Source organism: Streptomyces sp. NPDC007162, assembly GCF_040634175.1.
In the GTDB taxonomy this organism is placed as follows: domain Bacteria; phylum Actinomycetota; class Actinomycetes; order Streptomycetales; family Streptomycetaceae; genus Streptomyces.
Window position 1 is genome coordinate 1 of the sequence record NZ_JBEYFC010000239.1, and the last position, 13,001, is coordinate 13,001.

The following is a 13,001-nucleotide window of genomic DNA, read 5'->3' on the forward strand; positions in this document are numbered from 1 at the left end:
GATCGGAGCCGGTGCCGCAGGTCTGACCTGCGTCAAGCAGGCTCTCGCCGATGGCCACGACGTGGTCTGCTTCGAGAAGCACCCGGATCTTGGAGGCATCTGGAATCCGGCGTCCGGCGGCGCCTACGCGGGGGTCCGGATGCAGAGCTCCCGGATGAGCATGCCGTTCACCGACCACCCTCCGAGCTTCGCTGCCGACTTTCCCGAACTCACTGAAGTTCAGGCATACCTGCGCTCGTACGCGACGAGATTCAGCCTGCTCGAAACGGTGCGGTTCGGCCATGAGGTGGTCGGAGTCGTCAAGGAGGGTGACGACTGGAAAGTGACGGCCCGCCGGGCGACGGGGGAGGAGGAGCAGGTACGCGTCGACGCCGTGCTGGTCGCCAACGGCGAGCTGTGGCAGCCCCGGCTCCCGGAGGGAGGGCTGCCCGCGCCCGGCACCGGGGTCCGGGTGCTCACCTCCCCTGAGTACCGCGGCGCCGCCGGCTTCACCGGACAGCGGGTGCTGGTCGTGGGGGGCGGGGTGAGCGGCGCCGACATCGCCGCCGACCTGGCCCCGCACGCCGCCCGGGTGGACTGGTCCGTGCGCAGCAGGCAGCTGTTCCTGCCCCGTGACATCGGCGGCGTCTACAACGATGCCCTGTTCTCCTACGCCGGCCGGGTCGCCGTCGAGGAGGTGCCCTACGCCGAATACCTGGACTGGCTGACGGAGTGGCTGCCCGACTACATGGGCATGTACCGGGCCACCGGACTGCTCCCGGAACAGGGCTTCCACGGGGCCGTGCACGTGAACGAGAAAATCGTGCCCGCGGTGTCCGCCGGAGGGGTGCACCCCGTGGCCGCGTTCAAGCGGTTCACCGACGACGGGCTCGTGGTCCTCGCCGACGGGACCACCGACGGCTACGACGCGGTGGTGCTCTGTCTCGGCTACGAGCCGCCGGACTACGGCTTCATCGACGGACTGCGCCGCGAGGACCTGTACGAACACCACTTCTGGCGGCACGACCCGACTCTGGCCGTGATCAACACGCCCGTCGACACCGAGGCGTTCGGCACCGCCTGCCCGTACTTCGAGGCGGTCGGCGGCTGGGTGCTCAGCGTGCTCGGCGGCAAGACCACGCTGCCCGGACCCGTCGAACGCGCGGAGTGGTGCGCCCGCCACATGTCCGCGCTGCACGACCGGCGTTACCTCGACTGTTGGCTGGAGACGATCCGCCTGGGTCTGCTCAGCGGCGCGCTGCCCGACCCGGCGGTGCACTTCCGCGCCTACTGGACGCTCGTCTCCAGTCAGGTCGATCCCACCTGCCTGCGCCCGGGCCAGGGGAGCGCGGTGCCCGCCGTGTACGACGGGCGCCTGGACCTCACCGGTCTGCGTCACCGCGTCCTGGCCGCGCTGCCTGAAGACACCCGGCGCGACCTGCTGGCCCGAGGCGAGGTCGACGGGGCCGACCTCGCCGCCGCCGCGAGGGTGCCCGCCGGCAGGGAGCTCGCGCCGTGGCTGCCCTACCGGCAGCGCGCCACCCGCACCGCCGGGTCCGCCCAAGGCAGGGGAGCGTGAAAGACCGGACCAGGACCGAACCGGGGACGGCGGTGAGCCGGTGGCGGCTTGCCACCGACCCCGCGGTGCGCAACCTCATTGCCGTCAGTGGGGCGATAGGGCTGGCCGGTGCCTTCGTAGTGCCCACCACCAGCCTCTTTCTGACCGAGGCGGCCGCCGCGACGCCCCTGATGGTCGGGCTGTTCTTCGCCGCCCGGTCGATCGCCGAGATCGGCACCGACATGGTGGTGGGCGCGGTCTCCGACCGGCTGCGCGACCGCCGGACGATCCTGGTGGCGACCGCGCTGCTCAACGCCGTCGGCGCACTGGGCTACACGTTCCTGCGCGACTACTACGCGCTGCTGTTGACCGGCATCGTCTGCTTCGGCCTGGGTGGCGCCTGCTTCGGCCAGCTCTTCGCCTACACCCGTGAACTGGCGGACGCGCGGGGCGTGGACGCCCCGTTCTTCAACGGCTTCCTACGCTCGGTCACCTCGCTGGCCTGGGTGGTGGGACCGCCACTCGCTTTCTGGACGATCGCCCAGTGGTCGTTCACCGCGCTGTACTCCGCGACGGCCGCCCTGTCGGTGGTGGCCGCGCTGCTGTGCCACTGGGGACTGCCGCACCCTGACACACAGGTCGTCGGCGCGGCGCCCGCCCCTCCGGCGAGCGACGGACCCGGCGACGAGGAGCAGCCGCCCGGACTGCTGGGCATGTTCGCCGGCGTCGGACTGCACACGATGATCCTCCTTGGCTCCGTCGTGCTGTTGCTCGGCGCCAACGCGATGTACCAGATCAACCTGCCCCTGTACGTTACCGACGAACTGCACATGAACGCGCAGACCGCCGGCCTGCTGCTCGGGGTGAGTGCTGTCCTGGAGATTCCGCTGCTGGTGCTGGCCGGCGCCTGGGCGGACCGTCTGGGCAAGAGACGGCTGATGATTACGGCCGCTGTCTGCGCCACCCTTTTCTTCGGACTGCTGCCGTTCATCCGGAGCCTTCCCCTGCTGCTGGCTGCGCAGCCCCTGAACGCCGCCTGGGTGGCCGTCGCCTTCAACGTCCCTGTGGTGGCGCTCCAGGACAGCCTGCCGGGCCGGCCGGGCACCGCGTCGGCCCTTTACTCCAGTGCCTTCAAGGCCGGCATGTTCCTCGGCGGCCTCGCCGTCGGCACCGTCGCCACCTGGGCCGGCTACGGCCAGGTGTTCTGGGTGTGCGCCGGCCTGACCGCACTGGCCGGGCTGCTGGTGCTGTTCCTGCGCTCCGCCCCGCCCCCTCCGCCCGGGCCCTCCACCGACCACACCCACCCGCTCGAAGGGAGAGTCGCGTGACCACGTCAAAGCCCACCTGCACCGTCATCGTGCCCACCTACAACCGCAGCGGACTGCTGCGGCACACACTGGAATCACTGTGCCGCCAGCAGCTCGCCGTCGGCGACCGCTTCGAGGTGGTGGTCGCGGACGACGGCTCCACCGACGACTCTGAGGACGTCGTCACCGGCTACCACGACCGGCTCGACATCCGTTGGTACCACCAGGAGGACGAGGGCTACCGGGTCGCCAAGGCCCGCAACGTCGGCATCGAACACGCCCGCGCCGACCTCTGTGTGTTCGTCGACTCCGGGGTGATCCTGCACTCCGGCGCGCTGGCCGCCCACCTCTCGGCACATCGGGACGCGGACGGCCCTACCGCGGTCGTCGGCTACGTTCTGTGCTTCAACGAGGGCAACGAGGACGGCCAGGAGATCCTCGACGCCCTCGACTTCGCCGACCCGGACGCCTCCTTCGCGCGGTTCACCGCGGAGGGCCGCTGGCCGGACATCCGTGAGGACTACTACGAGCGCTACGGCGAGGATCTGGATTCCCTGACGGCGCCCTGGCTGATGTGGTGGACCTGCAACGCCTCGGCCCCCACCGCGCTTCTGCGGGAGACCGGCGGCTTCGACGAGGCGTACCGCTCCTGGGGCGCCGAGGACGTCGACCTCGGCTACCGGCTGCGCACGGCCGGCGCGCGCTTCGTGCTGCGACGCGACGCCGCCGCGCTGCACGTGCCGCACCCCAAGAGCTACGAGTCCAACATGCGCTCGGCTGCTCGCAACTACCGTTACTTCGCCGCCAAATTCGACACCCCGGTCGCCCGGCTGGTGCCCGGCAACCACTTCCACGAGATCGAGGACATCCTGCGCTCGCGTCGACTGGCCGAGGGCGAGGTGACCGACGCGTTCGGCTCGGAGGTCCGCCCCATCGACCGGACGGACGCGGAACGCGCCGCCGCCACACAGCCGGAAGGTGAGCCCATGACCCCGCCCCTGCTCGGCATGTGGTTCTGGAAGGACCGCGAGGCACGCCGCGACGCGCCCCGCATTCTGGTGTTCTCGCCCCACCCGGACGACGAGGTGATCGCCTGCGGCGGCACCACCGCCCGACACGTCGCCGAGGGCGCGCAGGTGGGCGTGGTCTTCGCCACCGACGGCGCGATGTCCCACTCGGCCGTACTGGACATCCACCAGAACCCGACCCCCGGGGAACTGCGTGAGATCCGCCGCCAGGAGGCCCTCATGGCGGGCAAGGCGATGGGCGTGCGCGAGGAGGCGGTGCGCTTCCTGGACTACCCCGACACCCGGCTCGCCGACCACCTGCCGGAGTTCCGACGGGACGTGCTGGAACTGCTGCGCGAACACCGCAGGGTCACCCAGGTGTACGTGCCGCACGAGTTCCGGGAACTCAACGCCGACCACCGGCTGACCGGCGAGACGGTGGTGTCCTGCCTGGCCGAACTGGGCCTGGAGCCGGACATCTACCGGTACGTGGTGTGGGACGAGCGCACCGAGGAGGAGTTCGGCTTCGTCAACCGCAAGCCGGCCGACGGCCCCGGCTCCGGATCCGAACGCCTTGTCTCCTACGACATCGAGGCATACGTGCCGCAGAAGCACGCCGCGTTCCGCGAACACCGCACCCAGGTCGAGCTGTACGCCCCGGGACAGACCCGGCCGGTCGTGCCGTGGCCGTTCCAGGAGCGGGTGTTCGCCGCACGCACCGAGGAGTTCTGGATCACCGAGCCGGGCGTTGGCGACACCGGCCGTCGCGCCGGGGACGGGGAGTGACGACGACCGTGACCCCTCGCTCCGGGGCGCCCATGGCGGAAGACCCCGAGACGTCCGCGGCCGGCAGTGCCGCGGACCCCGTGGCTCCCGCGCTGTCCGACCTGGGGCCGCTGGCCCGGTGGCCGCGTCCTACCTGGGCGATCCCGGCCGACCCCGAGGTGGAGCGCCGCATGGCAAACATCATTGAGGGGTTCTGGGTTGCCGACCACTGAGCCGACAGCCGAGCCGACCACTGAGCAACCGCAGCAGGAGATAGGCATGAGCCGACTGCCGTACCACGCTGACTGGCCCGCGATCAGCGCCGCGATCCCGCTGCCGCCCGAGCAAGAGCAGCGCATCGAGGAGATTCTCACCCAGCTCACGTTGGAGGAGAAGATCGGCCAGATGATCCAGCCCGAACTCGCCGAGCTGACCGCGCAGGACGTGCGGGACTTCCACATCGGCTCCGCGCTCAACGGAGCCGGCATTTGGCCCGAGGGCAACCGGAAGGCGAGCCGCGACGACTGGATCAAGACTGTCGACGCGTTCTGGGAGGCGTCCGCGAGTCGGTACGAAGGGCGTCCCTTCCGTATCCCGTTCATGTGGGCGACCGACGCTGTGCACGGCCACAACAACGTGCGAGGCGCCACCGTCTTCCCGCACAACATCGGTCTGGGCGCGGCCCGCGACCCGGACCTGCTGCGCCGGATCGGGGAGGCGACCGCCCGCGAGATCGCCGCCACCGGCATGGACTGGACGTTTGCCCCGACTGTCACCATCCCCCGGGACCGCCGCTGGGGCCGCTACTACGAGGGCTACGCGGAGGACCCGGAGGTTGTCCACGACTACGCGCCGGCCATGGTCCGGGGCCTGCAGGGCGACGCGGGTGAACTCACCACCGACAGCCGGGTGGTGGCCTGTGTGAAGCACTGGGTCGCGGACGGCGGCACAGCACAGGGCGCCGACCGCGGCACCGCCGTCTGCGCCGAGGACCTGGTCCGCAACATACACGCGGTGGGGTTCTTCTCCGGGCTGGCGGCCGGCGCGCAGTCCGTCATGGTCTCCTTCAGCAGCTGGGAGAACCGGGCCAACTACGACCACAGCCCGGACACCGGCCCCGCCTACAACTACAAGATCCACGGCAGCCGCTATCTGATCACCGACGTGCTCAAGGGACGGATGGGCTTCGACGGCATCGTCATCAGTGACTGGGACGCCCATGCGGAGGTGGCCGGCTGCACCGTCGGCGACGCCTGGTACGCCATCAACGCCGGCATCGACGTGCTGATGGTCGCGGGGCGGGACGCCTGGCAGTCCGTGCACCGCACGGCCTGCGCGCACGTCCGCGCGGGCCGGATCCCCGAGGAGCGGATCGACGACGCCGTGCGCCGGGTGCTGCGGGTGAAGATGCGGGCCGGGTTGTGGGAGAAGCCCCGCCCCCGAGAGCGGCCGCTGGCCGTGCGTGCTGACGTGCTCGGCTGTGCAGAGCACCGGGCGCTGGCCCGGGAAGCGGTACGCAAGTCGCTGGTCCTGCTCAAACACCGGGAGGGGACGCTGCCGCTGTCCCGCTTCGCACGCGTGCTGGTCACCGGCAGCGGCGCTGACGACATCCAGAAGCAGGCCGGTGGCTGGACCCTTACCTGGCAGGGCAACGACGTCACCTTGGACGACCTGCCCGGCGCGACCACCATGGCACAGGCGGTCCGTGAGGTCGTCGGAGATGCCCGCTGCACCGTCGACCCCGCCCTGGACCACGCGGACCCCGCCCGCCACGATGTGGCGCTGATGGTGCTGGGCGAGGACTCCTACGCCGAGATGCGCGGCACGATGAAGCCGTGGAGCACCCTGTCCTACGCGGGCCTCAAGCAGTCGTACGCCCGGGACCTGGACATCCTGCGCCGGCTTCGCGAGCAGGGGATCACCGTGGTCACGGTCTTCTTCGGCGGACGCGCGCTGTACCTCACGGAGGAGATCAACCTCTCCGACGCCTTCGTGGCGGCCTGGCTGCCGGGCACCGAGGCCGGCGGGATCACCGACGTGCTGTTCCGCGCGGTCGACGGCACGACCGGACACGACTTCCAGGGCAGGCTGGGCTCCTCCTGGCCGCGCACCACCCGCTCGCACGCCGTCAACCGGATCCCCCCGCATATCCCCGGCTACCGGGCGCCGGCGGAGGAACAGGTGCCCGAGGGCGAGCACGAACCGCTGTTCCCGTACGGACACGGGCTGCGCATGGTCGACGCCTCACCGGCCGGCCTCCTGCCTCTGGACACCTTCCGGGACCCGACCCCCGCACCCCCGATCACCGGGCCGCTGGAGGTGCGCGGCGGCGCGGGCACCGGATTCGTCTTCCGTATCGGTGGCCACAACACCTGGTCGCGCCCGGAGATCTCCTTCACCGAGCCGACGGACACGCTCGTGGTGCGCGCCGAACCGCTGACCGAGCCGGACCGGCCGGGCGCCCTCGCCCTGCGTTTCAGGGGCCCCGGCCTGCCGGCCTTCGCCTACGCCCAGTTCGCCTCCGGCGACCCGGCCGACCTGCGCGGGTACGCCGACGCCGGGGCCGTGGTCGAGGTGGCGGTGCGGGTGTGGGAGCGGCCGACCGAGGCGCTCTTTCTCGCCTGCCATGACGACTACCCCGCCCAGCCGGCCGTGGACATCTCCGAGGCCCTGGCGGAACTGCCGCAGGGTACCTGGTCGACGGTGACCGTGCCGGTCGAGTCGCTACGCGCGATCGGTTCCGACCTGCGTCATGTGGACGTGCCTTTCATGCTCTACACCGACGGCACAGCCCGGCTGGACGTCGGCCGGGTGCGGTGGCTCGAGCCGGGGACCGTCGACGCCGCGACCTGAGGAACCGACTGCGACGGGAGGGCCATACGACGTCAATTTCGTATGCCCTTCCCGTCGTCCGTGCCTGCTTACCGCTGCCTGCTCAGCTCGCGAGCAGGTGCGTCGCCGCGGCGCACGCGCTGCTCCTTCAGGGCGAGCCAGCGAGTTTTCACGCGACCCACGTAAGTGGGCTTCAAGTTTCGACCAAATGCCCGCCCACCCTCTGATGGCGACCCCGGCTCCGTCCCGGTCGATCCCTACCCGCCCACCGCCGAGAGTGAGCGCGTCCGATGCAGTACCCCTACGTCCTGCTGTCCGCCGCCGTCTCCCTCGACGGCTACCTCGACGACACCGGCCCCGACCGCCTGCTGCTCTCGTCCCCGGCCGACTTCGACCGCGTCGACGAGGTACGGGCCTCTGTCGACGCGATCATGATCGGAGCCGGCACGATCCGCGCGGACAACCCGCGGCTCCTGGTCAACGACCCGCAGCGGCGCGTGGCTCGGATCGCCGCCGGGAAACCCGAGTACCCCCTCAAGGTCACGGTCACCGCGACCGGCGACCTCGACCCGGACACGAGGTTCTGGCACACGGGCGGCGAGAAGGTCCTCTACACGACCGAGAAGGGCGCGGAGCGGGTCGCTGCGCTGGGTCTGGCCGCCGAGGTCGTGGCGCTGGGCCCGGAGCTCGACTGGCCCGCCCTGCTGACGCACCTCCACGAAGCGCACGGCGTGGACCGCCTCATGGTCGAGGGCGGCGGTACCCTGCACACCCAGTTCCTGCGGCAGGGCCTGGCCGACGAGCTCCAGCTGGTCGTCGCCCCGCTGTTCGTGGGCGACCCCGAGGCGCCGCGCCTGTTCGGTCCCGGCGGCTATCAGAGCGGACGCCTGCGCCTGCTGGAGACCCGCGAGATCGAGGACGTGGTCCTGATGCGCTACGCACCCAGGGCCCCCGGCGGGGACGCGTCGACGTCCGCCGCCGACCGACACTGGCTACGGCTTGCCTGCGAACTGGCCGCCCAGTGCCCGCCCTCGCGGACCGCGTTCAGCGTCGGCGCGGTGGTCGTGGCGGCGGACGGCACAGAGCTGGCCCGCGGCCATTCCCGGGAGGCCGGCAACCCCGTGGTCCACGCGGAGGAAGCCGCCCTGGCCAAGATCCCCCCGGCCGACCCCCGCCTGGCCACGGCCACGGTCTACACCAGTCTCGAACCTTGCACTCACCGCGCCTCCCGCCCGCACCCTTGCGCCGAGCTGATCCTGCGGGCCGGGGTGCGGCGTGTGGTCACCGCGTGGCGCGAGCCGGACACGTTCGTGGCGGCGGCCGATGGGACGGGGACGCTGCGCAGGCGTGGGGTGCGGGTGGTGGTGCTCGCGGAGTACGAGGAGCTGGCGAAGGTCCCGAACGCGCACCTGACCGACGCACGGTAGGAGCCACGCACGGCAGGGGCGCGGTATGCGGCGATGGCCGGCTGCCGCGTCCGCCCTCTGTAGGTCGAGTCGCTTGATTACTGACGTTGTTGGCGTGGTGTCGTCATGGTGAGCCCTGCTTCGGTGAGGCATTTGATGAGGAGAAAACGGGTCGGGGCTTCGTTCCGGAGCTTGCGTGTGACTTCTTCGTAAATATTTTGCTTTATGGAGATTGTGTACAGTCGAACGGCCCGCGGACGGGATGTATGGGAAAGCGGCCTGATGAATGATCGGAGAAACGCCGCGGTCGTCTCGCTGTCGCCCTTGGCGACAGGGGAGAGTCCTTCCGGAGGGTTCACCGCCACTCGGGAACGACGACCGGGAAGCCCTATCGAACGCCGTCAGAAGAGCATTGTCGGAACAGAGAGTAGGGCGGAGCAGGGATGGGCGGCGGCGGCGCCCGGGGGATTTCGCCAATCGGGTGGGCCTGTACGCTGTGTTACCTCGGGATGGGCGCCTCCCCCAAGAGTGGCCGGATAAAACTTGCAGAAATGGTTCGAAAGAATGGCCGGAACTAATGTCTTGTAGGTCTTTGATGATTGGGTTATAGGGATCGGAATGAACCTTGACAGTATGTGAGGGGTGTCGTTGACTGCGGGGGACATTCGGGTGGATGGAATTCTCTTCTCCTGTCCTTCCCGTGCGTCGGTGGTCGTCGAAGGCACCAGGGACGGACCATTGGCGGTCCGCCGGAAGAGAGGCAGGACGTGAACGCCCAACCGCACGACCGTCGCACACTACTGCGGGGCCGTACCGCGACCTCCCTGCTGTTCCTTCTGTTCGGTACAGCGCTGGGGGCCTGGACCAGCCGCATTCCCAGTGTGAAGGGCCGCCTCCATCTCAGCGACGGCCTGCTGAGCATGGCGCTGCTGGCGTTCGCGGCGGGAGCGATCGTGGGAATGCTGGTCCTGGGCCGGCTTGCTGACCGGTTCGGCAGCACCCGGGTGATGGTGCCCACCGCCGTGCTGGAGGGCGTCCTGCTCGTTCCGCCTGCCTACGTCGGCACCTTGGCCGCTCTGGTTGTCGCGCTGTTCCTGTTCGGCCTGAACCACGGCACTCTCAACATCGCCATGAACACCGACGCCATCCGGGTGCAGAAAGCCTACGGACGGCCCGTCATGTCGTCGTTCCACGCCGTCTACAGCATCGGTGGCTTCCTCGGCGCCGCGGTCGGCGGTTTCCTCGCCCGTCAGGGGGTGGGACCCGGCGCCACCTTCGTCACCGTTGGCGCGGGCGTGCTGGTGCTTACCGGGTGGGCTGCGCTGTGGGCCCTGCCCGGGTCCCCGCCCGTACAGCCTGCCGAGCCCACTGCGGACACTCCCGCGCCCGCCAAGGGCTCCGTGGTCTCCTTCGATCTGGTCTTCCTCGGCGTGCTCGCCATGTGCGCGCTGGTCGGTGAGGGCACCGCGGCCGACTGGAGCGCGGTGTACATGCACGAGAGCCTCGGCAGTTCGGACGGCGCGGCGGCCACCGCCTTCGCCGCGTTCTCGGTGATGATGACGGTGGGCCGGCTGCTCGGCGATCGGCTGACGGCCCGGTTCGGACCGGTGCGGCTGGTGCGCGTCAGCGGTGTGGTGGCCTCCGTCGGCATGATCGCGTCCCTGCTGATAGGGCACCCGGTGGCCGGAGTCGTTGGTTTCGCCTGCCTTGGTGCGGGCATGGCGTGCATCGCCCCGCAGGTGTACTCGGCGGCCGGCCAGCGAGACCCGGCTCGTGCCGGAGCGGCGCTGTCCCTGGTGGTCAGCCTCGGCTACACCGGGTTCCTGATCGGACCTGTCGTGGTCGGCGGGGTGAGCACCATGACCGGGCTGCCCACGGCCCTCGGCGTGCCCGCGCTGCTGGTGCTGTGCGTGGCCCTGGGCGCCTCCGCTGTTCGCCCCCGCGACGACCGGGGGCAGGGAGCACCCTCTCTGGCCGAAGCCACCGACCGCCTTGCCGCGCCTTCCCGACCCGGCGACACCGCGGCGGGCTGAGCCGGTCTGTTCGTTCGCCCTCCCGCGGACCGCGGCAGCGTCGCTGCGGTCCGCCCATCACTACCCTGGCCACTCTCGGCACCCTACGGCCGGGGACATGTATGTACCCCCGGTCCCGCCCATACGCCGGCCGCGCCGCCGCGTATTCGACGAACAGGGACGACCATTGCGCATCATCGAGTGTCACTTCGAGTTCAGCGGGTTCGACGACCACCTCGTCAAGGCCGGCACCTCCGTCTACCTGTGGAACCTGGCACGGCAGTTCAAGGCGGCCGGGCACGAGACGGGAGCGGTGACCGCTGCCCACGGGCTGCTGCCCCTCATCGCCGAACGGTACGAGGTCACCCCATTGGACTGGAGCGCCCATGAACGGATACCGGTCCGACTCGACCCGCTCCACTGGCCGCATTTCCCGGAGGCGACCACCCTGGACGTCACCGCCCGCGCCCACCGCGTCACAGTGGACGGCATCGACATCGTGATGCTGAGCGGCGGGGTGCTGGACGCCTTCCCCGACAGCTTCTATCCTCCGCGCGAACTGGAGGGGCACAGCCTCGACTTCCTCAAGCCGCTGGTGTTTCAGGTGATGGCGGCCCGGTACGTGCGCGAGCGGATCCCCGGTGGCACGATGGTGCACCTGCACGAACCGTTCCACCACTACCTGTTGCCCGGCCTGTTGGCCGGACACGGCTTCCACGTGGTCTCCACCGTGCAAACCAACATGGCCGTGAACACCAAGGTGTATGGGCCCCAAGTGCGCGCAGTACTGGAGCACATGGGCGCGGACCCGTCGGTCGCGGACGGACTGGCGGACCCGCCGCTTGACTCGCGTCTGGAGCGGGCCATGCGGGCGTTCCTGCCGCGCACCCTGCTCTACAAGGACTACCCGGAGCGCCCGGAGCACGACTACATCACCATGCTGGGCCTGGTGGTGCGGTCCGTGGCCGCCATGGACTTCCTCTCCGAGGGGCAGCTCGACCATGCCCTGACCCAGGCGGAGACTCCCTTCGAGGAGCTGTTCCAGCAGCTCGCGGTCCGCCGTGAACTGCGCGCCCACGAGGACCTGCTGGTGATCGGCGGCTGCGCGATCGGCGACGAGTGGCTGCACGTGCAGCGCGACGAGGAGGTCCGCAAACGGACACTGACCGCGCTCGGACTGGACCCCGCCCTGCCCACCCTGTTCCATAACGCCCGGTACTCGGTGCAGCACAAGGGGCAGAAGGAACTGTTCCGGGGTATCCGGGCGCTGCTGGACGAAGGCGGGCGATGTAACGTGCTGCTGCATTGCCTGGCGCCGCAGCCACCGGACGACCCGGACCTCGACGCCCTCGCCCGTGACTACGCGGACCTGGTGCGCGTCGACACCGGACCCATGAGCAACGGCGCGATCAAGGACTGGGCGGTCTCCAGCGACTTCTGCGTGTTCCCGTCCAAGTTCGAGATGGACACCTTCCTGATGGCGATGGGCGAGGCGATGGCCAGCGGGTCAGTCCCGGTGGCGACCGCCCAGCGCGGCATGCGCCACTTCCGGCACGCCGTCGACCTGGACACGCCGGGCGCCACCGGGCTGGCTCTGCCGCGTTCGTTCCGGGTGGACGACCCGCTGCTGACCGAGGCGGTCCGGGCCGGCCTGGAGCGGATGCTACGGGTGTGGCACGAGGAGCCGGAGCGGATGGCGGTTCTGCGTGACCGCGCGGTGGAGGTGGCCCGCGGCTTCACCTGGCGGGCGGCGGCGCTGCGCTTCCTGGCCGTGTTCGAGGCGGTTCGGGCCGGTAACCGGCCGGCCGACGCGGCGCCGCCGATGCGTGGGACACCGCAGACCGGTGCGGAGCCGTTCGAGGCCGGTGACGGCCGGGCCGTCTGTGACGACGGCACCGTACGGGTGCGCTGGTGGGGACGGGACGCGCGGCGGGTGGAGGTGGTGCCGCCCGATCCCGACTCGGACGTGGTCGCGCTGGAGCCGGACGGCGACGGCTTCGCCGGTCGGGTCCGCGTGCCCGCGGACGGCGTCCTGGTCATCCTGGTGACCGGCGCGGACGGACGTACCGCGTGGTCGGAGCTGGCCGTCGCGGACGACGCGTGAAAGATGTGGGGGTGGCACGGGCAGACTGGCC

Annotated in this window: 8 protein-coding genes; all 8 read left to right on the plus strand. The window is 70.4% G+C overall.

What is annotated here, in order from left to right; all coding sequences use genetic code 11:
- Positions 1-1,558: FAD-dependent oxidoreductase (locus ABZ646_RS25875; protein ID WP_360523398.1), on the plus strand; the 1,558-nt coding region annotated here is incomplete at its 5' end.
- The gene (locus tag ABZ646_RS25880; RefSeq protein ID WP_360523401.1) at positions 1,555-2,865 is read left to right on the plus strand and encodes a sugar efflux transporter; all 1,311 of its coding nucleotides are present in this window, start codon (positions 1,555-1,557) and stop codon (positions 2,863-2,865) included. The genes ABZ646_RS25875 and ABZ646_RS25880, both read left to right, overlap by 4 nt.
- Positions 2,862-4,637, plus strand: a complete 1,776-nt coding sequence (locus ABZ646_RS25885) for a PIG-L family deacetylase (RefSeq protein ID WP_360523404.1) — start codon at positions 2,862-2,864, stop codon at positions 4,635-4,637. The genes ABZ646_RS25880 and ABZ646_RS25885 overlap by 4 nt, the downstream gene beginning before the upstream one ends.
- A complete protein-coding gene (locus ABZ646_RS25890) occupies positions 4,634-4,849 on the plus strand; it encodes a hypothetical protein (protein ID WP_360523406.1) in 216 nt (71 codons plus the stop codon). The genes ABZ646_RS25885 and ABZ646_RS25890 overlap by 4 nt, the downstream gene beginning before the upstream one ends.
- Positions 4,850-4,895: 46 nt before the next feature.
- Complete coding sequence (locus ABZ646_RS25895; protein ID WP_360523409.1) at positions 4,896-7,469, plus strand: glycoside hydrolase family 3 N-terminal domain-containing protein; 2,574 nt, start codon at positions 4,896-4,898, stop codon at positions 7,467-7,469.
- Between the two features lie 269 nt (positions 7,470-7,738).
- Entirely contained in the window at positions 7,739-8,875 is a 1,137-nt protein-coding gene (locus ABZ646_RS25900) for a dihydrofolate reductase family protein (protein ID WP_360523412.1), read from the plus strand.
- A gap of 746 nt (positions 8,876-9,621) precedes the next feature.
- Positions 9,622-10,887 carry an MFS transporter gene (locus tag ABZ646_RS25905; RefSeq protein WP_360523415.1) on the plus strand — a complete coding sequence of 422 codons (1,266 nt, stop codon included), beginning with the start codon at positions 9,622-9,624 and terminating at the stop codon, positions 10,885-10,887.
- A gap of 166 nt (positions 10,888-11,053) precedes the next feature.
- Positions 11,054-12,970 carry a glycosyltransferase gene (locus tag ABZ646_RS25910; RefSeq protein WP_360523418.1) on the plus strand — a complete coding sequence of 639 codons (1,917 nt, stop codon included), beginning with the start codon at positions 11,054-11,056 and terminating at the stop codon, positions 12,968-12,970.
- Positions 12,971-13,001: the final 31 nt, after the last annotated feature.

Excerpts from the sequence above, each read along its gene's own strand:
- ABZ646_RS25895 (WP_360523409.1), top strand. The coding sequence starts at position 4,896 with ATGAGCCGACTGCCGTACCACGCTGACTGGCCCGCGATCAGCGCCGCG.
- ABZ646_RS25900 (WP_360523412.1), top strand. The coding sequence starts at position 7,739 with ATGCAGTACCCCTACGTCCTGCTGTCCGCCGCCGTCTCCCTCGACGGC.